This is a genomic window from Streptomyces yerevanensis, assembly GCF_000716805.1.
Taxonomy (GTDB): Bacteria; Actinomycetota; Actinomycetes; order Streptomycetales; family Streptomycetaceae; genus Streptomyces; species Streptomyces flaveus.
Genome location: NZ_JNWJ01000009.1, coordinates 190,045 through 216,466, shown reverse-complemented (window position 1 = coordinate 216,466; position 26,422 = coordinate 190,045). Strand labels below are relative to the sequence as shown.

General features: G+C 69.3%; 18 protein-coding genes and 1 pseudogene. 8 read left to right on the top strand and 11 right to left on the bottom strand.

Going from position 1 to position 26,422, the window contains the following annotated elements:
- Window positions 1-27 precede the first annotated feature (27 nt).
- Window positions 28-1,158 (top strand): C40 family peptidase, encoded by a 1,131-nt coding sequence (locus OP79_RS12100; protein ID WP_033320101.1) that lies wholly within the window; start codon window positions 28-30, stop codon window positions 1,156-1,158.
- Window positions 1,159-1,408: 250 nt separating this feature from the next.
- Here OP79_RS12100 and OP79_RS49680 read toward each other — a convergent pair.
- From OP79_RS49680 to OP79_RS12060, 8 genes and pseudogenes are all read right to left on the bottom strand, one after another.
- A pseudogene (locus OP79_RS49680) lies at window positions 1,409-2,646 on the bottom strand (tyrosine-type recombinase/integrase).
- Window positions 2,647-3,236: 590 nt separating this feature from the next.
- Window positions 3,237-3,476: a helix-turn-helix transcriptional regulator gene (locus OP79_RS12090; protein ID WP_033320100.1), complete on the bottom strand. Its 240-nt coding sequence runs from the start codon at window positions 3,474-3,476 to the stop codon at window positions 3,237-3,239.
- A 250-nt stretch (window positions 3,477-3,726) separates the two neighbouring features.
- Window positions 3,727-4,782 (bottom strand): hypothetical protein, encoded by a 1,056-nt coding sequence (locus OP79_RS12085; protein ID WP_245685289.1) that lies wholly within the window; start codon window positions 4,780-4,782, stop codon window positions 3,727-3,729.
- A gap of 2,292 nt (window positions 4,783-7,074) precedes the next feature.
- Window positions 7,075-8,328, bottom strand: coding sequence for a styrene monooxygenase/indole monooxygenase family protein (locus OP79_RS12080; protein ID WP_033320099.1), 1,254 nt, complete (start codon window positions 8,326-8,328; stop codon window positions 7,075-7,077).
- Window positions 8,329-8,375: 47 nt separating this feature from the next.
- Window positions 8,376-9,014, bottom strand: a complete 639-nt coding sequence (locus tag OP79_RS12075) for a GTP-binding protein (protein WP_033320098.1) — start codon at window positions 9,012-9,014, stop codon at window positions 8,376-8,378.
- Window positions 8,995-9,408, bottom strand: a complete 414-nt coding sequence (locus OP79_RS12070; RefSeq protein ID WP_033320097.1) for a DUF742 domain-containing protein — start codon at window positions 9,406-9,408, stop codon at window positions 8,995-8,997. Before OP79_RS12070 ends, OP79_RS12075 begins: the two co-directional genes overlap by 20 nt.
- On the bottom strand, window positions 9,405-9,911 hold the full coding sequence (locus OP79_RS12065) for a roadblock/LC7 domain-containing protein (protein WP_033320096.1): 507 nt from the start codon (window positions 9,909-9,911) through the stop codon (window positions 9,405-9,407). Before OP79_RS12065 ends, OP79_RS12070 begins: the two co-directional genes overlap by 4 nt.
- Window positions 9,908-12,982, bottom strand: coding sequence for a sensor histidine kinase (locus OP79_RS12060; RefSeq protein WP_078491743.1), 3,075 nt, complete (start codon window positions 12,980-12,982; stop codon window positions 9,908-9,910). Before OP79_RS12060 ends, OP79_RS12065 begins: the two co-directional genes overlap by 4 nt.
- A 357-nt stretch (window positions 12,983-13,339) precedes the next feature.
- Between OP79_RS12060 and OP79_RS12055 the strand changes: the two genes are divergently transcribed.
- Window positions 13,340-14,125, top strand: a complete 786-nt coding sequence (locus OP79_RS12055; RefSeq protein WP_033320095.1) for a protein phosphatase 2C domain-containing protein — start codon at window positions 13,340-13,342, stop codon at window positions 14,123-14,125.
- 22 nt (window positions 14,126-14,147) lie between these two features.
- Here OP79_RS12055 and OP79_RS12050 read toward each other — a convergent pair whose 3' ends face one another.
- Together OP79_RS12050 and lon are read right to left on the bottom strand one after the other, a co-directional pair.
- Complete coding sequence (locus OP79_RS12050; protein ID WP_033320094.1) at window positions 14,148-14,630, bottom strand: MarR family winged helix-turn-helix transcriptional regulator; 483 nt, start codon at window positions 14,628-14,630, stop codon at window positions 14,148-14,150.
- A gap of 328 nt (window positions 14,631-14,958) precedes the next feature.
- A complete protein-coding gene (lon, locus tag OP79_RS12045) occupies window positions 14,959-17,376 on the bottom strand; it encodes an endopeptidase La (RefSeq protein ID WP_033320093.1) in 2,418 nt (805 codons plus the stop codon).
- Between the two features lie 165 nt (window positions 17,377-17,541).
- Between lon and OP79_RS12040 the strand changes: the two genes are divergently transcribed.
- Window positions 17,542-18,135, top strand: a complete 594-nt coding sequence (locus OP79_RS12040) for a DinB family protein (RefSeq protein ID WP_033320092.1) — start codon at window positions 17,542-17,544, stop codon at window positions 18,133-18,135.
- Between the two features lie 37 nt (window positions 18,136-18,172).
- Here OP79_RS12040 and OP79_RS12035 read toward each other — a convergent pair whose 3' ends face one another.
- Window positions 18,173-18,700: an HAD domain-containing protein gene (locus tag OP79_RS12035; protein ID WP_033320091.1), complete on the bottom strand. Its 528-nt coding sequence runs from the start codon at window positions 18,698-18,700 to the stop codon at window positions 18,173-18,175.
- Window positions 18,701-18,878: 178 nt separating this feature from the next.
- On the opposite strand from OP79_RS12035, the gene OP79_RS12030 reads away from it, so the two are divergent.
- The 5 genes from OP79_RS12030 to OP79_RS12010 all read left to right on the top strand — a co-directional run bounded on the left by OP79_RS12030 (window position 18,879) and on the right by OP79_RS12010 (window position 26,409).
- A complete protein-coding gene (locus OP79_RS12030; protein ID WP_033320090.1) occupies window positions 18,879-19,334 on the top strand; it encodes an ASCH domain-containing protein in 456 nt (151 codons plus the stop codon).
- Between the two features lie 98 nt (window positions 19,335-19,432).
- On the top strand, window positions 19,433-20,128 hold the full coding sequence (locus OP79_RS12025) for a spermidine synthase family protein (protein WP_033320089.1): 696 nt from the start codon (window positions 19,433-19,435) through the stop codon (window positions 20,126-20,128).
- Between the two features lie 112 nt (window positions 20,129-20,240).
- Window positions 20,241-20,978 (top strand): response regulator transcription factor, encoded by a 738-nt coding sequence (locus OP79_RS12020; RefSeq protein WP_033320088.1) that lies wholly within the window; start codon window positions 20,241-20,243, stop codon window positions 20,976-20,978.
- A 272-nt stretch (window positions 20,979-21,250) separates the two neighbouring features.
- Window positions 21,251-22,309 carry a HAMP domain-containing sensor histidine kinase gene (locus OP79_RS12015; protein WP_078491751.1) on the top strand — a complete coding sequence of 353 codons (1,059 nt, stop codon included), beginning with the start codon at window positions 21,251-21,253 and terminating at the stop codon, window positions 22,307-22,309.
- Window positions 22,310-22,557: 248 nt separating this feature from the next.
- Entirely contained in the window at window positions 22,558-26,409 is a 3,852-nt protein-coding gene (locus OP79_RS12010; RefSeq protein ID WP_033320087.1) for a multifunctional oxoglutarate decarboxylase/oxoglutarate dehydrogenase thiamine pyrophosphate-binding subunit/dihydrolipoyllysine-residue succinyltransferase subunit, read from the top strand.
- Window positions 26,410-26,422 lie beyond the last annotated feature (13 nt).

The window sequence follows — 26,422 nt, the reverse complement described above, 5'->3', positions numbered from 1 at the left end:
GGGCCACCCCGTACCGGAGGTGATGACGTGTCAGGAAGGTTTCTGCGTCTGGTCTGTACGGCGGCGATCGCGGCCGGCGCAGCTCTCTCGCCCGCACCCACAGCAGCCGTCGCGGAGCCCGGCGACCCCGGCGAACGGCCCGTGGCCGAGCTGCTGACAGACCTTCAGCGCCTCTACCGGGAAACCGGGCAGGCCACCGAGACCTACAACGCCACCGAGGAGAAGCTGACCGACCAGCGCGCCGAGGTCGCGAAACTGAACCGGCGGCTCGCCAGGGCCCGGCTCTCCCTGCACGACAGTCGGAGCGCCGCCGCACGGCTCGCCCGGCAGCAGTACCAGAGCAGCACCGAGATCTCCCCGTACGTACGCCTTCTCCTCGCCCGCGACCCACAGCACGCTCTCGACCAGGGGCATGTGATCCGGCAGCTCTCCAAGCGGCGGGCCGCGACGGTGAACCGGCTGATCGGGAGCGAGAAGAAGACCGACGCACTCGCCCGCGCCGCCCGCAAGGCCCTCGACGGCCAACTCGCCCTCGCCGAACGGCAGAAGAAGGACCGTGACGCCGTACAGCAGCGCCTCGAGGACGTCGAGGAACTACTCACCTCCCTCAGCGCGGATCAGCTCGCCGAACTGGCAGAGCTGGAGAAGGTCGAGGTCGCCGAGGCGCAGGAGGAGCTGGTGGCCTCCGGCGCGCTCGACAGCAGCGTGCGCCCGCCCTCGCGGCAGGGCGAGGCGGCGCTGCGGTACGCCGTGGAGCAGATCGGCAAGCCGTACGAGTGGGGCGCCGAGGGGCCGGACACGTACGACTGCTCGGGGTTGACGTCCGAGGCCTGGGGGCACGCGGGGCAGCCCACCCCCCGTACCAGCCAGGAGCAGTGGGACCGGCTGCCCCGGATTCCGCTGAGCGAGCTGCGGCCCGGTGACCTGGTGGTCTACTTTCCCGAGGCCACCCACGTCGCCCTCTATCTGGGCGACGGCATGGTGATCCACGCACCCCGTCCGGACACGACGGTCAAGGTCTCACCGCTCGCGGCCAACCCCGTCCTCGGCGCGGTCCGCCCGGACCCGGCCGGGGAGCCCCTGCGGCAGTACACACCACCGAAGCTCCCCCCGGGCGCGACGGACGGATCCGACGAGGGGTACGAGGGTGAGAGCTGAGCGACCTTGGTGAAGTCCGGTGCGATATCGCGCCCCGTAAGGGGCGCGGGGAACTGCGCGACCAGCCACGACCGACTCGCAGCCGAATCACTGCACCTCCAGCGGAGCGCTTACGCGCCCGCCACCGACGCCAGATAGGCCTCGGTCTTCTCGGGCTCGGAGAAGCAAGCCCACGGCCCTACAGGCGTTCTACCAGCGGGTTTTCCCCAACTGACTTTCCCGTAGGGGGCCGTGGGCCGTCTGTGGGCCGTCAGACCGAGCGCCGGGCCCTGTCGTAGACGGTCGCGATCGCCGTACGCGTGCGTTCCTGACTGCTCGGCATGAGGTGGGCGTAGATCCTCAGCGTCAGGGCCGCGTTGCTGTGGCCAAGGTACTCGCTGACAGCCTTGATGTTCTCCCCGCCGTCCAGGAGGGCGGACGCGTAGAAGTGCCTCAGCGCGTGCATGCCGTGCTCGCGCGCGGCGGCATAGCCGTCTGCCTTCGCCTCTGGCTCGGGGATGACTCCGGCCGCGACGAGGGCGGGCTTCCATGATTCCTCGTTCAGGTTCGGGCGCCACACGTGGTTTCCGCCCGGCGCCATGAAGATGAGCCGCCTGGTCACCTTCGGTCCGTCCGGCGTCTTCCAGGGCAGCGTGATCTCAACCGGCGGGAACTGCTTCATGTGGGCCCGAAGCGCGTCGGCCACGGGGCCCGGAAGCGGCACGTCCCGCGTTTTGCCGCCCTTGGGCAAGGCGAACACGGGCTTACTGCGACTGAGCTTGAGTTGCTGGACCACATGAAGCGTGTCGGAATCGAAGTCGAGCGCGTCTACGGCAACACCCAGGATCTCCCCTGTCGCATGCCGCAGCCCGCTCCCAGGTCGACCATCGCCCGGTACCGCTCCGGCATCGCTGCCTGTACGGCAAACACGCGCTCGGCCGACCACGGCACCACGCGCTTAGGGTCAAGCGCCGGCGGCTTCACGGATCGCGCGGAAACCGGATTGCGGCTCAGGTATCCGTCGTCAACGGCGGCGCTCAGGGCGCCGCGTACGTTCGCGTAGATGATCCGGCCGTACGAGCCGGGCACGCTCGCTTCGAGCTTGGCCACCCACTCGCGGATGTGCTCCGGCTTGAACGACCCGAGCGGGCGCGACCCGATGTACGGGAAGGCGTGCAGCCGGAGTTGAGAGTTCATGGACTCGATGGTGTTGGGGTCGGCCCCGAGAGTGCTGAGCCACTTCTCGGTGTACTGCTGAAACGTCGTCTTGGCCGCACGCGGGTCGACGTACTGACCGTTCGACATGTCCGCCTCGATGTCCTTCAGCCACTGGTCCGCGAGGCGCTTCTGTCCGTCGCGGAAGCTCTTGGACTTCTCGGTGCCGTCCGGGCCGATGTACCGGGCGCGGTACCGCAGTCCGGTCCCGTGTCGGTCGGTCTTAACGCGGACGGTCTTGCCGTCGGTGGCGGTTTCGGTCTTGTACCAGCGGTCTTGGATGTGGCCAGCCATGAGGCTGAGTCCCTTCTCGGTAGCAGGGCGGGGCGGGGTCCGATGGCGCCCGTCCGGCCGGTTTCGGGGTGTGCTTGGGCCAAGCCCGCTACTTGCTACGGGCCTGATCACTGGGGGTTTGGGCTGCTAGCGAGGTTGCTACCGGTAGCGGGTGCGGCCGCTACCGGTAGCACCCCTGGGTGGTGCCTCAGGGAGGCGGAGACAGGGGATGCCGGGGGGGCTTCCTGAGGGGGTTTTCGCGGGTGCTGGGGGTGTGCCTCCCTGCCTCCCTGAGAGGCCGTATGCGCTGATCAGGTGGAGGGATGCGGGCCAGGGAGGCGGTCAGGGAGTTCTCCCTGCCTCCCTCGGTCGGCGGGCGGTGCCTCCCTGCCGCTCGTGGTGTTCGCCGGGGCCCCGGCGGGGAGGCGGAGACAGGGGCCAGCAACGGCCGCCAGGGGCGGTTTTCGGGAGGCTTCCGGCGGTGCCTCCCCGCCTCCCCGAACCGCCGTTTGTACTGATCAGTGCGGGGGACGCGGGGAGGGGAGGCGGTTGGGGAGTTCTCCCCGCCTCCCCGGCCCGGCGGGCGGTGCCTCCCCGCCGGGCCGTGTGGCTCAGGCCGCGTCGTCGAGGGCAGTCCGTTCGGCCTCCCAGGCCTGTACGGCGGCGGGGTTGAAGCGGAGGTAGCGGCCGACGCGGAAGCCGGGCGGGCCGATGCGCTTGCGGCGCCACTGGTAGACGGTCTCCACACTCGGCAGGCTGAACATGGTGACCAGGTCTTCGGGGGTGAGGTAGCGGTCCGGAAGGTGGCCGCGCAGGATCGCGCGCGGGTCGGTCGGCTCGTTCGTGGCCATGGCGGTGGTGACTCCTCGTGTCCGTGGGGCGGTGCGTGGGAGTGGTGCCGGTCGCCGTCCTAGAGAGTTGGGGTATCTCAGCGTCCGCAGCGTCCCAGCGTCCGACAGCCCGCGTCTGTGCAGGCCAGAGCGGCTGACGGGTGCGGACACTGGTGCGGACGCTGCGGACGCCGGACGGCTGTAGCGTCCGCAGCTTCGACGTGTCCGGGCCGCTGGTCTGCGGCCCGGCCCGGCAGGTGGTCCGGTGACGTCAGGACTGGTCAGGCTCGGTTCTGCCGCGCCCGATGCGGGCCACCTCCGGCCAGAGAGGGCCTTGGTCGGGTGCGGACGCTGACTCGTCTTCGTCGGGTGCGCGGGACAGCGTGAGGAGTCGGTGGCGGTGCCGGTCGCGGCTACGCTGCGTGTCGTCCACGGTGATCCCGATGGACCGCAGCAGCGGGGCGAGCCGCTTGACGCGTCCGCTCGCGCGGGTGGCGTCCTTGGGCCAGTTCGGCGGCCTCACCAACGGCGCGGGCAGTGCTTCGAGCAACTGGGCCGCGGTGCCCTGCCAGGTGCCCGCCTGTTCCACCAGGTGCGCGATGGCCATGGCGAACGGGTCGCCCTCCATCGCGTCCGTGGCCACGTTCGCCGACGTGGCCAGGTAGTCCTCCAGGGTGTGCCAGCCCTGCGTCTGGTCGACGGCCGCCAGCACGCGGGCGAAATCGGCCATGCGCGGCATCGAGTCCAGCCGCACCGTGGGCAGTACCGCCAGCACGCACGCCAGCACGTCGAACAGGGCGCCGAGCACGGCGGGCCGTACCGCCTCGAAGGTGGCGTCCAACTCCTCTTCGGAGCGGCGCCGGTCGGAGTCGATGAGCTGCAAGTCCAGCATCAGCACGCGTTCGGCCAGGTCGCCCGCGAGAGCTCCCGCGTCGATCGTGGTCAGGGCCAGCACCCGCTTGAAGGTGAGGACCACCACGTCGTCATCGGTGTACAGGGCGCGGTCGACCACACCGTCACCGGTCACCGCCTTGCACAGGGTGTCCGACAGCCACGGCGGAATCGTGGAGACGTTGTCCAGGCACAGCGCCCATGAGCTGAACGCCTGCCGCGACCACGCCTTTTCGTCGCGCGGCTGGCTGCGCTTGGCCGCCGGGGACGGGTCGACGAGGTTGATGAACATCTGCGCCGCCTTGGACTTGCCCGTGCCCTGCTCGCCCTTCCCTTGGCAGCTCGCTGCGCTCGCGCGCGGCGCTCGGCTGGGAAACTGGTCGGAGGGATGCTTGAGGGCGTGGACGGTCGGCTGCGGCTGCGGTGGTTGCTGCACTTCGCTGCCGTACCATCGCGGCATGCCTTCCGCTGCGTTGCTGGGTCACGTTGGGTGTTGGAACCTGGTCCGGCCATGACGCACATCGGGTGTCGCACGCCCGCTGACCTGGGCGTTACCGGGGTACGGCGGAACAGCTCCAGAAGGCTGGTTTCTGCGCGACGCGTCTTTGCAGGTCACGACCACGATCTACGGAAATGTGACCTGAGTCACCGATGGCGGGAGACTGTTGCGGTGATTCCTGCGCAACGGGCATCATCGTCCCAGGTCAGATCCTGTGGAATCGGCGAAGGGTTTCCGAACAACGCCCGCCCGAAGGGCATAGAAACGGGAAGACCAGCCACATGATGAACTGGACCTTGTGTTTCCGAACAACGCCCGCCCGAAGGGCATAGAAACGTTTCGGTGTTTCCTAGGACGTGGCCCTAGCGTCAGGTTTTCGAACAACGCCCGCCCGAAGGGCATAGAAACCAGTTATCCTCGTCGACTTCGCCGTGGTTGTCCTGGCCGTTTCCGAACAACGCCCGCCTGAAGGGCATAGAAACTCCTCCTCGTACGTCACCTTCACCTGAGCGCAGCGCTGTTTCCGAACAACGCCCGCCCGAAGGGCATAGAAACGGCAGATTCGACGGGCCCGGTCTGAACCGTGCCGACGACCGTCGCGCGCTTCCGGCGGACTCGTGGCGCTGAAAGAAGAGACCACCCCGCCCGGCCGGGGGTGGTCTCTTCGGCATTCCGGAGTGGTCAGCGTCCACAACCCACCCCCTACTAAGAACCGCCCTGACCTGCTGAAACGCGCTCTTAGTAGCGGAGCGTGGCCGGACGCTGCGGACGCTGTCGGACGCTAAACATTTTGTTTAGCGTCCACAGAAACAGTGCAGGTCAGAGGGGGTGGGCGATGTCCGGCGGACGCTGCGGACGCTATCTTCCCTCAACTCTCTAGTAAGAGAGGAAGGAAGGCTCTTCAGGAGGGCAGGATCGCGGGACGAACGGCCGCCTGCCCCCATCTCTGAAGAGCCATGGGGGGCCTTCCAAGGCGGGTGGGGCCCGACGGCACCCGCCCCCGTCTGCCGCCTGCCACTTGGAAGGCGCCCAGGACGGCTTTTACCGGCGGGGTGGCCGTCCTTGCCCCCGGAGGTAAAAGCCGTCACGCCCGTACAAGCAAGAGGAGCACCACGGGCGGGGCGTGCTCCTCTTGCTTGCGTGGGCGGTCGTTATGCCGGGTCGCCATCCCGCCCGATTTACGGCGGTTGATGCCGTCGGTTGCAGTGACAGCGCCGGTTGACCCCCGCAACCGCCTCTGACCTGCGGGTTTCCAAGTTGCCGGGGTTTCCGGGGAGGGGCCCATACGCGCACGCGCGTGTAGGGAAGCGGAAACTTCCGTCACACAGCATCTCCGTGAGGTCACGGGTGGCCGTTCGCGACCTTGGGGGCCTTCCAACCCCACGCAAGGGGGTCCAGGCGCCCTGAGGGGCATCCACGGCCTTCGCTCCGACGGCGGCCGGAGCTCCCGCCCTGGATTGCCGTTCTGAGGCACGCACGGGGGTGTCAGGACGGACCCGCCCGTCGGGCTACTGGCTACTGGCTACTGGCAAGCCGGAACACCTTCTCGGGGCCTGATAGCCGCTGGTGAACGCCTTCTACTGGCTAGTGGCAAGGTTGCCAGTAGCCGGTAACTCGATCCGGGAAGTCGTCGGCGGTCCGGGCGGCAGACGGCTTTTCAGGCGCCGGGTGAGCGGGGCCATTTCGTTTCACGAGTCGTTTCGCACGGAGGCATTTGGGGCGCCGCGGGTTCGCCCCGCCCCAAATGCCTCCGTGCGGTGCTACTGGGTAGTGGGGCGCACCCACTACCCAGTAGGACACCCCAGTAGCGCGCTCAGAGGGCTCCTACCGAGGTGTTTCTACTGGGGACCCCACTACCCAGTAGCCGCCGACGATGCCAGAGCCACGGCCTGGGGAGGGCGCCCAACGAGCGTCCGCCCGAAGGGCGGTCCTTCTTGCTCTTCCTCCCACGCAACGGCCGCCAGCCCTTCCCTGCCAGCGCCCGCTTGTCTTGTCGCTTGTCACCCTCAGGGATAAGGACGCCCCCGCTCCTGCCCTGAGGGCGGAAACCCTGTCTGACCTGCGACCCGACAAGCGACAAGACAAGCGACAAGCCAGACGACAAGCGACGCGACAAGCCGCTAGCTGCTCAGCGGGCCCTTCGCCGGGCCGTCTGTGGGCCGTCCGAGGGTAGCCGACGACGACAGACAACGACAGGTGACGACAGCTGGATTGCTGGTCAGAAGCCGGTCAGGCTCCGGTGACCGAGGCCAGGTAGGCGCCCGTCTTCTCGGGCTCGTAGAAGAAGTTCTCGTAGTCCGCCGGGTCGTTGAAGCCGTTGGCGAAGCGGTCGGCGACCGGCGGGAGCTGGCCGGCGGCGCCGATCAGGTTCAGGACGTGCTCCGGCGGGGCGCCGAGCATCGCGTTGGTCCACTTGGTGACGTACTGCGCGGTGTCCCAGTAACGCTCGAAGGTCCCCCGCATCCAGGCCTCGTCGAACTCCCGCTCACCGTGCGAGAGGATCGAGTCCAGGTACGAAGCCGCGCATTTCGAGGCGGAGTTGGAGCCCTGGCCGGTGATCGGGTCGTTCGCCACGACGACGTCCGCGACGCCCAGGACCAGGCCGCCGCCGGGCAGTCGGCCGACGGGGTTGCGGACGGTGGGGGTGTAGCGACCGGACAGCGTGCCGTTGGCGTCGGTCAGTTCGACCTTGGTGGCCCGCGCGTACTCCCACGGCACGAACCGCTCCATGAGTTCCAGGGTCAGGGAGAGGTGTTCGGCCGGGTCCTTGACGCCCTGGAAGACGTCGAGCGGGCCGCCGGGTATGCCCTCGAAGAAGAGGATGTCGGCGCGGCCGGAGTTGGTGAGGCAGGGCATGACGAAGAGTTCGCCGACGCCGGGGATCAGGTTGCAGCGGACCGCTTCGTAGTCCGGGTGCTCGGGGCGCGGGCCGAGGCCGTGCACGTACGCGACGGCCAGCGCGCGCTGCGGCTCGCTGTATGGGGAGCGGGCGGCGTCCCGGCCGAACATGGAGACCAGCTCACCCTTGCCCGCCGACACCAGCACCAGGTCGTACGTACGGGAGAAGTAGTCGAGGTCGGACACCGCCGCGCCGTGGATGACGAGCTGGCCGCCGCGCTGCGCGAACGTCTCCATCCAGCCGGCCATCTTCACGCGCTGGTCGACGGACTGCGCGTACCCGTCGAGGCTGCCCACCCAGTCGATCGCACGCTGCGTGGGGCCCGGGTCATGCGAGCCGGGGGCGGCGACCGAGACGCCGAGTCCTTCGATCTTCGGGGCCTGGGACTCCCAGAAGTTCAGCTGGAGATCGCGCTCGTGCTGCAGGGCCGTGTGGAACATGCACTGCGTGGACATGACGCGGCCGGTACGGATCTCGTCCGCCGTCCGGTTGGACATCAGGGTGACCTCGTACCCGTGCGACTGGAGTCCGAGGGCGAGCTGGAGTCCGGACTGACCGGCTCCGACGACGAGTATCTTCCGCATGCGGGTCCTGTCTCCTACCTGGAACTACTGGCCTGAACTACTGGCGACTACTCGGGGCTTACTTCGAGCGCGTGGCCGACGAGGGCCAGCAGGGTCTCGATCACCGAGATCCGGCGGCGCGCGTCCATGATCATGACAGGTATGTGTGCGGGCACGGTGAGGGCCTCGCGTACGTCTTCGGGCTCGTACCGGTCGGTGCCGTCGAAGTGGTTGACGGCGACGACGTACGGCAGTCCGCAGCTCTCGAAGTAGTCAAGGGCGGGGAAGCAGTCCTTCAGGCGGCGGGTGTCGGCGAGGACGACCGCGCCGATCGCCCCGCGTACGAGGTCGTCCCACATGAACCAGAACCGCTGCTGGCCCGGTGTGCCGAAGAGGTAGAGCACCAGGTCGTCGTCGAGTGTGATGCGGCCGAAGTCCATGGCCACGGTCGTCGTCAGCTTCTCGGGCGTCGCGCTGAGGTCGTCGGTGTCCTCGCTCGCCTCGGTCATCAGCGCCTCGGTCTCGAGGGGCGTAATCTCCGAGACGGCGCCGACGAGCGTGGTCTTGCCGACGCCGAAGCCGCCCGCCACCACGATCTTCGTGGCGATCGGGGCGCGTGTCGGGTCCGTCTGCCAGGCCTGGAGGTTCTCGTCCGCGTCCGGGACGGCTATGGGTTCGGCGACGGCCTCAGAGACGGCGGAGTCCATTCAGCACCCTTTCGAGCAGTGCGCGGTCCGGCTGTCCGGTGCCGTGACCGGTTCCGTACACGCGGATCTTTCCCTGGTCCGCCAGATCGCTGATGAGTACGCGGACCACGCCGAGCGGCATCTTCAGCAGCGCGGAGATCTCGGCCACCGTGCGCATCCGGCGGCAGAGTTCGACGATGGCCCGCATCTCGGGCATGACGCGGGTGTTGAGCGAGCCGTTCGTCAACTCCCGCCGTTCTTCGGGGGCTTCGAGCGCGGCGGTGCTGGCGACGAAGGTCTCGACGAGCAGTACGTGCCCGAAGCGCGTACGGCCGCCGGTGAGCGAGTAGGGACGTACGCGGGCCGGTTTCCGGTCGGCACCTCGTACCGGAAGCTTGGGCGCCTGGCTGCTCACTGGGTGCTCCCTATCGACGCGTCCTCTATCGACTGGCGCAGCTCGCTGCGGAGTTCGGGGGTCAGGACGTGCCCGGCGCGGCCCACGAAGAGCGCCATGTGGTACGCGACGACGCTCATGTCGCAGTCCGACGCGCCGTGCACACCGAGCAGCGAGCCGTCGCTGATCGACATGACGAAGAGGCTGCCCTCCTCCATCGCGACCATGGTCTGCTTGACGCGGCCGGAGTCCATCAGCCTGGCGGCGCCGATGGTGAGGCTGCCGATGCCGGAGACGACGGTGGCGAGGTCGGCGGAGGAGCCCCTGGGGCCTGTGGGCCTGGCCGTGCCCGCCACGGCGACGGCTTCCGCGTTTCTCCCGGGGTCGGAGGAGAGCAGCAGCAGACCGTCGGAGGAGACCACCGCGACCGACAGGATGCCCGGCACCTCCTCGACGAGGTTCGTCAGCAGCCAGTGCAGATTGCGGGCCTCATTACTCAGTCCGAAGGTACTCGGCGCCTTCAACTGCTTGCCTCCTCGACGGTGTCCCCCTGGACGTTGTCCCCCTCGGTCTCCACGACTTGTGCTGCGCGTTCCGCTGCGGTTTCTGTGGCGCGTTCCGCGCGTTCCCCTGTCGGCGCCCGCGTCCCGGCCGTCTGCTGCTCGGCGAGCTCCGCCTCGACGTCCCGGCGGCCCTCGATCGCGCCCCGGTGGAACCCGCCCAGCCTGCGGCGCAGCGCCTCGGCGTCCACGGAGGCCGCGCGCGGCCTGGCCGCCGGTGCGGGCGCGTTGATCTTGGGCGTCCGCTTGGGCAGCCCCTTGTCGGTGACCCGGTCCGGCTCGTCCGCGACCTGCTCGTCCGCGACTTGCTCGTCCGCGACCCGCTCGTCCACGAAACGGTCGTCGTGGGCCCGTTCGTGGGAGTCGGGGCCGATGGCGTAGGGGTCGGGGTTGTCGGCCTGCGCGGGGATGGCGATGAGCGCCATGGTGGTCTCGGGCCCGGAGGGCTCTGGTGGCTCCGAGGCCTCAGCGGAATCCGGGGCCTGGGCGGGCTCTGGTGCCTCGCCCGGCTGAGCGGACTCTGCGGGCTGAGCGGGCTCCGGGAGCTCTGCGGGCTGAGCGGATTCCGTGGGCGCGGGCTCGGCCCCCGGTGCGGAGAGCGCGTAGGACGCCTCGTCGTCGCGTACGACTTCCTCGGCGCGTACGACTTCCTCGGCGCCGGTGTCGGAGTCGACGTCGGCGCCGGTGTCCTCCCGTACCGCCCCCTCCGCCGCCGCGATCAGCGGATCCCGGCTCGAACCGCTCGATTGGCCCGAACGGCCGTGCAGCACATTGGAGTTGACCTCGGAGTCGGCGCCAGGGAACGACAGCGAGCCGGCGCTGCCGACCGCCGGATGGGTCGTCGAGGGGACCGCTATGGCCGGTGCGGCGGCGAGCAGCGACTTGGGCAGGACCACGACCGCCGCGATACCGCCCTGCTTCTGCTCGCGCAGCCGTACCCGTACGCCGTGCCGGTGGGCGAGCCGCGCCACCACGTACAGGCCGAGCCCGAGACCCTCGCCGCCCTCCTGGTCGTACGTGTCGTAGCTGTCATCGGGGCTGAAGTCCGAGAGGCGGGCGTTGAGCTGGTCGAGCCGCTCGGTGGTCATGCCGATGCCCTCGTCCTGTACGGAGAGCATGACCTCGCCGCTCTCCAGGAGCCAGCCGGAGACCTCGACGGGGATGTCGGGCGGCGAGAACGACGTGGCGTTCTCCATGAGTTCGGCCACCAGGTGGCTGATGTCGTCCGCCGCGAACCCGGCGAGGTGCGCGTGTGGCGGCACCGCGGCGATCCGTACCCGTTCGTAGCGCTCGATCTCGCTGACGGCGGCGCGTACGACATCGATGAGCGGAACCGGCTCGGGGTGCTGGTGGCCGTGTTCGGCGCCCGCGAGGACCAGCAGGTTCTCGCTGTGGCGGCGCATGACGGTGGCGAAGTGGTCGAGACGGAAGAGCGTGCCGAGCCGGTCGGGATCCTGCTCGCGCTCCTCGAGCTGCTCGATGACGGAGAGCTGCCGCTCGACGAGGCCGAGGGTACGCAGCGAGAGGTTGACGAAGGTGCCGTGGATGCTCTGCCGTACCTGCGCCAAGTGGGCGGTGGCCTCGGCGAGTTCACTGCGCAGCTTGTCGCGCTCGTCGGCCATGTGCTGCCGACCGCCGATGAGGTGCTTGCGGTCGCTCTCCAGGGTCTTCAGCCGCTCCTGGAGCGCGACGGCGTGCGCGTGCAGGGCGTTGACGGAGCGTACGACCTGGGCGAACTCGTCGTTGCGGCCGGTGAACTTCACCGGCTCCTCGGTGGCCGGGGCGGCGGCGAGGCGGGCCGAGCCGAGGCGGAGCACGGCCAGCGGACGGGTGAGCGTACGGGCCATGGCCGTGGAGACGCCGACGGCGAGCAGCATCAGGAAGCCGAGGAGTGCGATACGGATCTCCAGCGCGGTGACGTCGTCGTCGCGCAACTGGGCGAGATCCCTGGCCCGTTGGCTGTTGAGGGATGCCTCGATGCCGCGCATCGACTCGACGCGGGCGGAGAGCGCGGCGTCCAGTTTCTCGGTGTTGGTGCCGAGTTCGGACTCGGAGAGGGTCGCCCGGTCGACGAGGGTCGCGAGGTACCTCTCGGCGGAGGTGACGTCGGGGCCGGTCACCGTGGAGTAGTACGAGGCGCTGTCGGTGTTGGGCGCGCCGTCGTGGAAGTCGGCGAGTGCGGCCTGCTCGCGGACGTTCGCCTGTTGGGCGGCGGCGCTGAGGGCGTTGCGCGTCCTGGTGTCGGCCGCGGAAGACGTGGTCTCCCTGCTGGTCTCGCCGGTGATCGGGTCGGTGACGGTCTCGGTCCTGGTGGGCACGTTCAGCGCGGCGAGGAGCAGTCCGCGGGTGGCGGCGGCCTGCTGGACGGCGGTGTCGAGGTCGGCGAGCGCGTGCGCGCCGGAGCCCGCGCGGGGCGGCAGCTGCTCGGCCAGGTCCTCGGCGAGGCCGTGGAGTTCGGTGATGGCGGCGGAGTACGCCCGATGCGCTTCGAGAGCGGTGCTCTCGCCGGTGAGCGCTGCTCTGCGTACGGAGGCGATCTCGTCGAGGTCCTTGCGCAGCTCGGCGGGCGCCTCCTCGGTGCTCAGCTCGTCGACCTGCCGGTCGACGCGGGCGCTGTGCCGTTCGGAGGGGCCTTCGCCGTCGGGGCGGCCGGCCGCGATGTAGGAGGTGACCTCGTCGCGTTCGTCGGCGAGCGCGTGGGCGAGGGTCAGCGCGTCCTTGGTGTGATCGGCGAGCGTGACCAGGTTCTGGGAGTCGTTCAGGTCGCTGGAGGCGGTGACGATGGAGGGGGTACCGGCTCCGGCGATCGCGGCGGCCACGACGGCGACGGCGACGATCAGCCGGGTGCGTACGTGGGCGGGGCGGCCTTTTCCTGCGGGGTCGGGGCGACCGGGCTCTCGCGCCGGGGAGTTCCGCGGGTGCTCCGGCTCCCGCTCCGGGGAGTTCGGGGAGCCCGGCGGGCGCCCGGAGGCCTCGTTCGAGGCCGTCTGATTGCCTTTGCGCCGAGGCCGCATCTTCTGCACCGATGCTCGCATTCTTGACTCGTGTACCCATGGGCCCGGGTGACGATCAGTAAACAGACGTGTCGCCACCGTTACGGCTTCCGACCCTCCCAGTGCCGGTGGGCGGTGGCCGCGCAACGCCTGACCCACCACCCAAAGGAGTGAACCCCGGTGGGGCAGGGGTGGGCAAGTTCTTCTGGCCAGTGCAGCGACCTTGCGCGGCGGGCCGGTTGGACTCCCACAGCGGCCGGTGGCAAGATGCGCCGCCACGCCCCGGCGGAGCCTTTTATTCCACCCCATTTCAGGCGCGTGACCTGCCGCTCCGCGCCAATTCGGCGACGATTGCCAGCCTTTGAAGAAGCTTGTGAAGGGCTCGTGCAGACTGGCCGAATGCGTACGGAACTGATCTCGGTGCCCGGCGACCCTGCCCGCCCGAACGAGGACTACGCGGCGGCCGGGCTCCCGGCCTCCGGTCAGGGCGGCTCGCTTGTCGTGCTTGACGGTGTGACTCCGCCGGCCACCGAGGTGGACTGTCGGCATTCGGTCCCGTGGTTCACGGCGCGGCTCGGCGGAGCGCTGGGGGAACTGTCCGTTTCACGCCGAGATCTGCCCCTCACCGAGGTGCTGGGCCAGGCCATCTCGCGAACCGCTGACGCCCATCGCACCACATGTGACCTTTCTCACCCACGAACCCCTCAGGCCACTGTGGTCCTCGCTCGCTGGTCCGCGCACGAGGTCGAGTACCTGGTCCTGTCCGACTCCGCCCTCCTCGCCGAGTCTCCCTCCGGCACGGTCACCCCGCTCCTCGACGACCGCCTCTCCCGCGTCCCCCGCGCCTCCCTGGCCACACACGCGATCACCGACGCGACGATCCGCAACAAGGAGGGCGGCTTCTTCACGGCCGCCGCGGATCCCTCGGTGGCGGCACGCGCGGTGACCGGCACGCTCCCGCGCGCCGACGTCCGCACGCTCACCGCCCTGACGGACGGCGCCACGCGCTGGGTGGACAAGTTCCGCCAGGGCGACTGGGCCGACCTCGTCACGCTGGTACGCAAGGAGGGCGGCCAGTCGCTCGTCGACCGAGTACGGGAGCTGGAACGGGCCGATACGGGGCGGGAGTTCCTGGGGCGGAGCAAGACGCATGATGACGCGACGGTGGTGTACGTGGAGTTATGATCCACCCGTACTCCCTCTGAGGTCAGCCTTCGCTTCTCCGGTTCAACTGGTTCAGCAGCCGGGCCAGTTCGGCGACCTCTTTGCGGTCCCAGTTCGCGAGCTGGCGCACGTAACGCGCCCGTCGCGCATCCCGGACCGTACGGAACCTGGCCCGTCCCTCCTCCGTGAGGTGGACCAGCCAGGCGCGGCCGTCGGCGGGGTCGGGCTCGCGGGCGATGAGGCCCAGCTCTTCGAGGGCCCTCAACTGCCGGGACATGGTGGCCTTGCCGACGCCGATGAAGGCGGCGAGCTCGGTGGCACGCTGACCGCTGCGCTCATCCAGGCGTGCGAGCAGTCCGTACGCGGCGGACTCCAGATCGGGGTGGACCTCCCGGGCCATCTCCCCGGAGGAGGCCCTCGCGCGCCGCAGGAGAACGGTCAACTCCCGCTCCAGGGCCAGGAACTCCTGATCCACACCCTGCCCCGACCGCAACGGCTGCTCCTCACCGTTTCCGCCCTCGCCCACATCGGCCCCTGACTCTGCTTCCCGATCCTGAAAGTTGGCCGAAGCTTAGTCATTCCCGCAGCTCCGGGGGTATTTCCGGGCTCGGGCTGCGGGCGCCCCGAGAAGCAGACCAGGGCACGTGCGCCCCGTCAGGACGCGGGAAGCCGCAGGCTTTTGCTTTTAGGGGCGCGGGGCTGTATCGATTTGCGGCTCCGCCGCGTGGGCGCGACCAGCCACACACGACCCGCACCCGGCAACGAACCCCAAATCCACCCCCACCCCGCCCGGCCGTATGCCGAAGACCCGGGCCCCGCGAGGGGACCCGGGCCTTCATTCCCGATGGCGTCCGTCACGCCGCCACCGGAACCTCCGGAGCCGCACCGTTCGTAGCCGGCGACAGCGCCAGCTCCAGCACCTGGCGGACGTCCGTGACGGCGTGGACGTCGAGCTTCTCCAGGACCTCGGCGGGGACGTCGTCCAGGTCGGGCTCGTTGCGCTTCGGGATGATGACGGTGGTGACACCGGCCCGATGCGCGGCCAGCAGCTTCTGCTTGACGCCGCCGATGGGCAGCACCCGCCCGGTCAGCGAGACCTCACCGGTCATCGCCACATCCGTACGCACGAGCCGTCCGCTCAGCAGCGACGCGAGAGCCGTCGTCATCGTGACGCCCGCGCTCGGTCCGTCCTTGGGGACCGCGCCCGCCGGGAAGTGGATGTGCACGCCCCGGTCCTTCAAGTCGGCCACGGGCAGCTCGAGTTCGGCGCCGTGCGAGCGGAGGAAGGAGAGTGCGATCTTCGCGGATTCCTTCATCACGTCGCCCAGCTGACCCGTGAGGGTCAGACCCGCGGCTCCCGTCTCCGGATCGGCCAACGACGCCTCCACGTACAGCACGTCGCCGCCCGCGCCGGTGACCGCGAGCCCGGTGGCCACGCCCGGTACCGCCGTACGACGCTCGGCCGGGTCCTGGGCGGACTCGGGCACATGGTGCGGCCGGCCGATCAGCTCACGCAGATCGCCCTCGCCGACGGTGAACGGCAGCTTCCGCTCGCCGAGTTCGTGCTGAGCGGCGACCTTGCGGAGCAGCCGTGCGATGGCTCGCTCCAGGTTCCGTACACCCGCTTCCCGCGTGTACTCACCGGCGAGCTTGCGCAACGCGCTCTCGTCCAGGGCGACTTCGGCCTTCTCAAGACCGGCCCTCTCCAACTGCCGCGGCAGCAGGTGGTCCCGGGCGATGACGACCTTCTCGTCCTCGGTGTAGCCGTCGAGCCGTACGAGTTCCATGCGGTCGAGCAGCGCCTCCGGAATGGCTTCCAGGACGTTGGCCGTGGCCAGGAACACCACGTCGCTCAGGTCGAGTTCGACCTCCAGGTAGTGGTCGCGGAAGGTGTGGTTCTGGGCGGGGTCGAGGACTTCGAGCAGGGCGGCGGCGGGGTCGCCCCGGAAGTCGGAGCCGACCTTGTCGATCTCGTCCAGGAGCACGACCGGGTTCATGGACCCGGCTTCCTTGATGGCGCGGACGATACGACCGGGCAGCGCGCCCACGTACGTACGCCGGTGACCGCGGATCTCGGCTTCGTCGCGTACGCCGCCGAGGGCGACCCGTACGAACTTCCGCCCCATCGCGTGCGCGACGGACTCGCCGAGGCTGGTCTTGCCGACACCGGGCGGCCCGACGAGCGCGAGCACGGCACCGCCACGGCGACCGCCCACGACTCCCAGCCCTCGCTCCAGGCGCCGCTTGCGCACGGCCAGGTACTCGGTGATCCGCTCCTTCACATCCTGCAGCCCGGCGTGCTCGGCGTCGAGGATTGCCTGGGCGCCCTGGATGTCGTACTCGTCCTGCGTGCGCTCGTTCCAGGGCAGCTCGAGCACGGTGTCGAGCCAGGTCCGGATCCAGGAGCCCTCGGGCGACTGGTCGCTCGACCGCTCCAGCTTGTCGACCTCTTTGAGGGCGGCCTCACGGACCTTCTCCGGAAGGTCGGCGGCCTCGACGCGGGCCCGGTAGTCGTCGGACTCCTCGCCTTCCTGCTCACCGTTCAGCTCGCGCAGCTCCTTGCGGACGGCTTCGAGCTGCCTCCGCAGCAGGAACTCGCGCTGCTGCTTGTCGACGCCTTCCTGTACGTCCTTGGCGATGGACTCGGCGACGTCCTGCTCGGCGAGGTGCTCGCGAAGCTGCTCGGTGGCGAGCTTGAGGCGGGCGACGGGGTCGGCGGTCTCGAGGAGCTCGACCTTCTGCGCGGTGGTCAGGAAAGGCGAGTACCCGGAGTTGTCGGCCAGGGCGGACACGTCATCGATCGCCGTCACACGGTCGACCACCTGCCAGGCACCACGCTTGCGCAGCCAGCTGGTGGCGAGGGCCTTGTACTCCTTGACGAGGTCGGTGGCCTGACCAGGCAGCGGGTCGGGCACGCTCTCGTCCACCCGGGTCCCCTCGACCCACAGCGCGGCTCCGGGCCCGGTGGTCCCGGCCCCGATCTTCACCCGCCCACGCCCGCGGATCAGCGCACCCGGGTCACCGTCGGCCAGCCGGCCGACCTGCTCGACGGTCCCGAGCACACCCGTACTCGCGTATGTCCCGTCGATGCGTGGAACAAGCAGCACCTTCGGCTTGCTACTCCCACTGGAACGTGCGGCGGCCTGCGCGGCCTCCACCGCGGCTCGTACATCGGCGTCGTTCAGGTCCAGGGGCACCACCATTCCGGGCAGCACGACCTCTTCGTCGAGCGGCAGCACGGGCAGGGTGAGCGGTGTGGACGTCGAAGTCATGGTCTCCCCTATGGCAGTCAAGTTGAGTTATGCAGACTCAATGCACAGGGGTTGTGGAATGTTCCCCGCGCTGGGGACCGTTCGCTGTCAGCGATCACGGACCCCTGAGTCCTCCTCCTTGAGGAAGGCCGCGAACAAAGATCACGCGAGCGGCAGACTGGCCCCATGACCGCATCGGATCCCAAGGCCGACCTGCACTTCTACCTCCAGTCCGCCCGCGATGCCCTGCTGTGGAAGCTCGAAGGGCTCTCGGAGTACGACACCCGCCGCCCACTGACGCCGACCGGCACCAACCTCCTGGGCCTGGTGAAACACGCGGCAACCGCGGAGCTGGGCTACCTCGGCGACACCTTCGGACGGCCGTCCGGCGAGCCGCTGCCCTGGCTCGACGAGGATGCTGAGCCCAACGCCGACATGTGGGCCACCGCCGACGAGTCACGCGAGTACATCGTGGGGCTCTACCGCCGGGCGTGGGCGCACGCGGACGCGACGATCGACGCGCTGGCACTGGACACGATCGGCAGGGTGCCGTGGTGGCCCGACGGCAGGGACGAGGTGACGCTGCACCACGCCGTCGTGCGCGTGATCGCCGATACGCACCGGCACGCCGGGCACGCCGACATCGTCCGAGAACTCATGGACGGCGCCGTGGGGATGAACAAGGGCAACGACAGCATGCCGCCGGGTGACTCGGCATGGTGGGAGAACCATCGAAGCCGACTGGAGCGTGTGGCTCGGGGAGCCGACCGAGACGCGTGAGTCGGGCTGATGGGTGCGGCGGGGCATCGCCGAGCTCTTAACTCAGGCTCCGGGGCGAACCGCACGTTTCGCGCAGCCAGTCATCGAGTACGGCAAAGTCCGTATCAATGAGGCCGATCGTTGAATCGACACGGTGGAGAAGTGCTTGCCCTGGGTGGTGCGTTGACACCCAGGCGCGATCGAGGTCGGTGATCTCGTCGTCGACCCAGATGAATGGCCGCCCCGCCGCAGCCTGGACGAGGGCTCGGGTCTTCCAGTGCAGCACTCCTGCCTCGTCTTCCTCCGGCGCGTCGGGCAGGTCCGCCACCGGAAGTTCAGGCAGCCCGAGCAGCGGAGCTATCACCTCGTTGGCGTCGTCCATCCACGCGGTGGCCCACACCAGGGCGCAGGGCAGCGCCAGCAAACGCGGACCATGCGCGAGGTCGATCTTCGCCAACTGGGGATTCGATACGTCCTGCCAGGCGTCCCAGTCCTCAAGCGCCGAGGGAAGGCGCGCTCCCCCGTAGGGCAGGAGGGTTCCGTCGACGTCCAGGAAGAGCAGCGGGCGCTCCGCGTGTTCGGCCATGGCCGCACGCTATCGGCTCGGCCCAAGCGGGCGACTGCGCTCCATCGAGCGCGGCTGCCCACCGGCAGGTGGGTCCGGAAAATGTGACACCCTCCCCCATCACTGTCACATTTCCGCGCGCACGCCCCTTCCCCCTCCCCTCCGGGAGAGGTGACCGGGCACGGATTACCGTGACCGCATGACGACCGACTCGGCCTCGCCCGAAGACCTCGCATCGTTGCCCAGAGCCGAGTTCGTCTTCCCCGGCCCGCTGCGCGACCGGCTCGTCGCGGCGATCCTCGACGGTTCCAAGACGTCCACGACGGGGCTTCTCGTCGACTACGAGCACGAGGGTGAGCCACTGCCCGAGGTGGGGAGCCGTTCGATGGTCGTCGACTCCGACGACCGGCCGGTGGGAGTCATCGAGGTGACCGACGTCCGCGTCGTACCGCTGGCGCAGGTGGATCTCGCCCACGCGGTGGACGAAGGTGAGGGCTACACCAGCGTGGCCGAGTGGCGGGCGGGCCACGAGCAGTTCTGGCACAGCGAGGAGATGCGCGCGGCACTGGAGGACTCCGACTTCACCGTGGACGACACAACGCTCGCAGTCCTGGAACGCTTCCACCTCGTCACCGACCTCCGCTCCGCCGACTGACCTGCCGGGCCCGGCCAACGCCGCCCTCGCAAGACCGACGCCACGTGGCCCCGCCAATTCGGCTGCCCCTCGCCGGAGCGACTTGCCAGGATGGCCCCATGACCACCCCGTACGACACCCCCGTAGACCCGGAAGCTCCCGTAGTCATCGACCGCCGCGACGGCCCGTACGGCGAAGTCGTCCTGCGCCGGCACGGCGAACTGCTGCAGATCATCGCCAACGGGTGCTTCCTGATGGACACGTCGGACGGCCGCTCGGAGCGGCTGCTCATCGACGCCGCTCGCGATGCCCTGGACGATCGTCCCGAGCCGAGCGTGCTGATCGGCGGACTGGGCGTCGGGTTCTCGCTGGCGCACGCGGCCGCCGATCCGCGATGGGGACGTATCGCGGTGGTCGAGCGGGAGCGGGCGATCATCGACTGGCATCTGGAGGGGCCGCTGGCGGAAATCTCGGCAGCCGCGCTCGCGGATTCGCGTACCGAGATCGTCGAAGACGACCTGGTCGCTTACGTCAATGAGACATCGGACACATACGACGCGCTGTGCCTGGACATCGACAACGGGCCCGGATGGACCGTGACGGAGGGCAACGAAAGCCTCTATTCGGCGGCCGGACTCGCCGCGTGCGCAAGGTTGTTGAGGCCAGGTGGGGTGCTGGCCGTGTGGTCGGCCCAGCCCTCGTCTGATTTCGAGGGAACCTTGCGGAATGCCGGGTTCCAGCAGGTGCGTACCGAAGAGATCCCGGTTGCCCGGGGCGTTCCGGACGTCGTGCATCTCGCGGTCGGGCCTGGATAGCCGAGCGGTGGTAACTGCCCGTACTCTGCTCACCGACGCGGATCATTCAAGCGTCAAGCGCAGTCATGGAATCACCCCCACGATTCCGGAAAGCACACTTCAGGGGCGGGCGATGGAGCAGACCCACACATCCCAAAACGGCACGGCGGCCACGCCGGGCGCACAGCGCCGGGTGCTGGTGGTCGAGGACGATCCGACGATCGTGGACGCCATCGCCGCCCGGTTGCGTGCCGAGGGATTTCTCGTACAGACCGCAGGTGACGGACCGGCCGCCGTCGACACGGCCGAGGCCTGGCAGCCCGACCTGCTGATCCTCGACATCATGCTGCCGGGCTTCGACGGCCTGGAGGTCTGCCGTCGGGTGCAGGCGCAGCGACCGGTGCCGGTGCTGATGCTGACCGCGCGCGACGACGAGACGGACATGCTGGTCGGGCTCGGCGTGGGCGCCGACGACTACATGACGAAGCCTTTCTCCATGCGTGAGCTGGCCGCGCGTGTACACGTGCTGCTGCGCCGCGTGGAGCGCGCCGTGGTCGCCGCGTCGACTCCCCGTTCCGGCATCCTGCGCCTGGGCGAGCTGGAGATCGACCATGCGCAGCGGCGGGTGCGGGTGCACAACGAGGACGTCCATCTGACGCCCACCGAGTTCGATCTGCTGGTCTGCCTGGCCAACACGCCGCGTGCGGTGCTCTCGCGCGAGCAGCTGCTCGCCGAGGTGTGGGACTGGGCGGACGCCTCCGGCACCCGGACCGTGGACAGCCACATCAAGGCCCTGCGCCGGAAGATCGGTGCCGAGAGGATCCGCACCGTGCACGGTGTGGGATACGCCCTGGAGACGCCGACGCCGTGAGCGAGGCGGAGGGCACGGAAGAGCCGTACGCCGGGCAGGGACGCCGCCCCGCCCCGGGGCGGCTCCTCGCGACCGCCCTGCTGTGGTGGTCGAAGGCCCTGCTGTGGTGGTCCGACGTGCTGCTGCGGCGCTCCGAGATCCTGCACCGGCGGTCCGACAGCCTGCGCCGACGGTCCGACGCCGCACGCCTGCGGGCCGAAGCCGTGCTCCGTACGAAGGAAGGGCCCGTCGCCGGCAGGCTCTTCGGGCCTCTCGGTGCGGCGCTCCAGCATCTGCGGCCCTTCTCCATCAAGACGAAGCTCGGCACGCTCGTCGTCGTCTCGGTCTTCATCACCACCGGTCTGATGACGATCGCCGTGCGCACCGAGACCGAGCTGCGCTTCATCACGGTCTTCTCGATGATCGCGACGTTGCTGATCACGCAGTTCGTGGCGCACTCGCTGACGGCCCCGCTGGACGAGATGAACACCGTGGCCCGGTCCATCTCGCACGGTGACTACACGAGCCGGGTCAGGGGCGCCGACCGCCGCGACGAGCTGGGCGACCTGGCCCAGACGATCAACCGCATGGCCGACGACCTGGAGGCCCAGGACCTCCAGCGCAAGGAGCTGGTGGCGAACGTCTCGCACGAGCTGCGCACCCCCATCGCGGGCCTGCGCGCGGTTCTGGAGAACGTCGTGGACGGCGTGTCGGCCGCTGACCCCGAGACGATGCGCATCGCCCTGAAGCAGACGGAACGCCTCGGCCGCCTGGTGGAGACCCTGCTCGACCTCTCGCGCCTGGACAACGGCGTCGTACCGCTGCGCAGGCGCCGTTTCGAGGTGTGGCCGTATCTGTCCGGCGTGCTGAAGGAGGCCAACATGGTGTCCTCCGCGCGCGCGGGCATCCCCTCGGGCTCCGGCACCCACACGCGTACGGATGTGCATCTGCACCTGGACGTGTCACCGCCCGAGCTGACCGCGCACGCCGACCCGGAGCGGATCCACCAGGTCGTCGCCAACCTCATCGACAACGCGGTCAAGCACAGCCCGCCGCACGGCCGCGTGACGGTGAAGGCACGGCGCGGGGACTATCCGGAGTCGCTCGATCTGGAGGTGCTGGACGAGGGCCCCGGGATTCCGCAGTCGGAGTGGCACCGGGTCTTCGAGCGTTTCAACCGGGGCGGAGTCGTCGCACCGCACGGTCCGGGCAGCGACGGCGGTACGGGTCTGGGGCTGGCCATCGCGCGCTGGGCCGTCGATCTGCACGGCGGCCGGATCCGGGTGGCCGAATCCCAGCGCGGTTGCCGAATCCAGGTCACCCTTCCGGGGCTTCCTCCGCTCACGGGCTGACGTACGGTTCGAATCCGGGTCGCAGGATCATCACAAGATGCACGGATCGGGTCGCAAGATCCCTGGATTCCGTGGGGTGTCCGCAGGGTAACCGCGCTTGTTTCCCGCCATTTCCAGCGTCGAAACACGCGTTTCGATGTGACTTACATGACGATCGCCTGGCCCGGTCTGCATCCGGCGGCCATGGGGGCGTAGCCTTGATTCCCGCTGTCCATCACCTTGTGAAGCGGAAGAGGGCGGTTGCCGCCGTGTCGCCACAGTCCCCCAGTAACTCGAGCATCTCCACAGACGACCAAGCCGGGAAGGCCGGGAAGAATCCGGCCGCCGCCTTCGGTCCGAACGAGTGGCTCGTCGACGAGATCTATCAGCAGTACCTCCAGGACCCGAATTCGGTAGACCGTGCCTGGTGGGACTTCTTCGCCGACTACAAGCCGGGCGGCGTCGCCGCCTCGGCCACGTCGCGTACTGCGGCCGCGGGGGCCGCAGGGACCCCCACGACGACGGCTCAGGCCGCGCCCGCCGCGGCTCCGGCTCCTGCTGCCCCGGCTTCCGCCGACGGTCAGGCTCCGGCCGCTCCGACTCCGGCCGCCCCCGCGGCGCCGAAGCCCGCAGCCGCTGCCCCGGCCCAAGCTCCGGCTCCGGCTCCGGCTCCGGCCAAGCCCGCTGCCGCCGCCAAGCCGGCCGCGGCGAAGCCCGCGCCTGCCAAGGCCGCGCCCGCGACCGAGGCTCCGGCCGGACCTGAGTACGTGCCGCTGCGCGGCCCGGCCGCCGCCGTCGCGAAGAACATGAACGCCTCTCTGGAGCTGCCCACGGCCACGTCCGTGCGCGCGGTCCCGGTGAAGTTGCTGTTCGACAACCGCATCGTCATCAACAACCACCTGAAGCGCGCCCGGGGCGGGAAGATCTCCTTCACCCACCTCATCGGCTACGCGATGGTGCAGGCCATCAAGGCCATGCCGTCGATGAATTACCACTACGCCGAGAAGGACGGCAAGCCGACCCTGGTCAAGCCGGAGCACATCAACTTCGGCCTGGCGATCGACCTGGTGAAGCCCAACGGCGACCGTCAGCTCGTCGTCGCCGGCATCAAGAAGGCCGAGACGCTGAACTTCTTCGAGTTCTGGCAGGCCTACGAGGACATCGTCCGCCGCGCCCGCGACGGCAAGCTGACGATGGACGACTTCTCCGGCGTCACGGTCTCGCTGACCAACCCCGGCGGCCTCGGCACCGTCCACTCCGTGCCCCGCCTGATGCCCGGCCAGTCGGTCATCATGGGCGTCGGCTCGATGGACTACCCGGCGGAGTTCCAGGGCACGTCCCAGGACACGCTCAACAAGCTCGGCATCGCGAAGGTCATGACGCTCACGTCGACCTACGACCACCGGGTGATCCAGGGCGCCGCCTCGGGCGAGTTCCTCCGCATCGTCGCGAACTACCTCCTCGGCGAGAACGGCTTCTACGACGAGATCTTCGAGGCCCTGCGTATCCCGTACGAGCCGGTCCGCTGGCTCAAGGACATCGACGCCTCGCACGACGACGACGTCACGAAGGCCGCCCGCGTCTTCGAGCTGATCCACTCCTACCGGGTCCGCGGCCACGTCATGGCCGACACCGACCCGTTGGAGTACAAGCAGCGCAAGCACCCCGACCTGGACATCACCGAGCACGGGCTCACCCTGTGGGACCTGGAGCGCGAGTTCGCGGTCGGCGGCTTCGCCGGCAAGTCGATGATGAAGCTGCGCGACATCCTCGGCGTCCTGCGCGACTCGTACTGCCGCACCACCGGCGTCGAGTTCATGCACATCCAGGACCCGAAGCAGCGCAAGTGGATCCAGGACCGCGTCGAGCGCGGCCACACCAAGCCGGAGCGCGAGGAGCAGCTGCGCATCCTGCGCCGGCTGAACGCGGCGGAGGCCTTCGAGACCTTCCTGCAGACGAAGTACGTCGGCCAGAAGCGCTTCTCGCTGGAGGGCGGCGAGTCCGTCATCCCGCTCCTCGACGCGGTCATCGACAGCGCCGCCGAGTCCCGCCTGGACGAGGTCGTCATCGGCATGGCCCACCGCGGCCGGCTGAACGTGCTGGCGAACATCGTCGGCAAGTCGTACGCGCAGATCTTCCGCGAGTTCGAGGGCAACCTCGACCCGAAGTCGATGCACGGCTCCGGTGACGTGAAGTACCACCTGGGCGCCGAGGGCACGTTCACGGGCCTGGACGGCGAGCAGATCAAGGTCTCGCTGGCCGCCAACCCCTCGCACCTGGAGGCGGTCGACCCGATCCTGGAGGGCATCGCCCGCGCCAAGCAGGACATCATCGGCAAGGGCGGCACGGACTTCACGGTCCTGCCGGTGGCCCTCCACGGCGACGCGGCCTTCGCGGGCCAGGGCGTGGTGGCCGAGACCCTGAACATGTCGCAGCTGCGCGGCTACCGCACCGGCGGCACGGTCCACATCATCATCAACAACCAGGTCGGCTTCACGGCTCCGCCGGAGTCCGCGCGCTCGTCGATGTACTCCACCGACGTGGCCCGGATGATCGAGGCACCGATCTTCCACGTGAACGGTGACGACCCCGAGGCCGTCGTCCGGGTCGCGCGCCTGGCCTTCGAGTTCCGGCAGGCGTTCAACAAGGACGTCGTCATCGACCTCATCTGCTACCGCCGCCGCGGTCACAACGAGACCGACAACCCGTCGTTCACGAACCCGCAGATGTACAGCCTGATCGACAAGAAGCGCTCGGTGCGCAAGCTCTACACCGAGTCCCTCATCGGTCGCGGCGACATCACGCTGGAACAGGCCGAGCAGGCGCTGCAGGACTTCCAGGGACAGCTGGAGAAGGTGTTCACCGAGGTCCGCGAGGCCGTCCACGCCCCCGCCGAGGTGCACGTCCCGCAGCCGGAGGCGGAGTTCCCGGTCCACGTGGACACCGCGGTCTCCCAGGAGGTCGTGAAGCGGGTCGCCGAGTCGCAGGTCAACATCCCCGACCACATCACCGTCCACCCGCGTCTGATGCCGCAGATGCAGCGCCGCGCGGCGATGATCGAGGACGGCACGATCGACTGGGGCATGGGCGAGACCCTGGCCTTCGGCTCGCTGCTGATGGAGGGCACCCCGGTCCGGCTGTCGGGCCAGGACTCCCGCCGCGGCACGTTCGGCCAGCGCCACGCGGTCCTGGTGGACCAGAACACGGGCGAGGACTACACCCCGCTCCAGTACCTCTCGAGCGACCAGGCGCGCTACAACGTCTACGACTCGCTGCTCTCCGAGTACGCGGTCATGGGCTTCGAGTACGGCTACTCCCTGGCCCGTCCCGAGGCGCTGGTCCTGTGGGAGGCGCAGTTCGGCGACTTCGTCAACGGCGCCCAGACGGTGGTGGACGAGTTCATCTCGTCGGCGGAGCAGAAGTGGGCCCAGACGTCCGGCGTCACGCTTCTCCTCCCCCACGGCTACGAGGGCCAGGGCCCGGACCACTCGTCCGCCCGCCCGGAGCGCTTCCTCCAGCTCTGCGCCCAGAACAACATGACGGTCGCCATGCCGACCCTCCCGTCGAACTACTTCCACCTCCTGCGCTGGCAGGTCCACAACCCGCACCACAAGCCGCTGGTCGTCTTCACCCCGAAGTCGATGCTGCGTCTGAAGGCGGCGGCGTCGAAGGCGGAGGAGTTCACGACGGGCGGCTTCCGTCCGGTCATCGGTGACGCGTCGGTGGACCCGGCGGCGGTCCGCAAGGTCGTCTTCACGGCCGGCAAGGTCTACTACGACCTGGACGCCGAGCGCCAGAAGCGCGGCATCACGGACACGGCGATCATCCGCATCGAGCGCCTGTACCCGATCCCGGGTGCCGAGCTCCAGGCCGAGATCGCCAAGTACCCGAACGTCGAGAAGTACCTCTGGGCCCAGGAGGAACCGGCGAACCAGGGCGCCTGGCCGTTCATCGCCCTCAACCTCATCGACCACCTGGACCTGGCGGTCGGCGCGGACATCCCGCACGGCGAGCGGCTGCGGCGGATCTCCCGCCCGCACGGCTCGTCTCCGGCGGTGGGTTCGGCCAAGCGGCACCAGGCCGAGCAGGAGCAGCTGGTTCGGGAGGTGTTCGAGGCGTAGGCCTCGGGCGTAC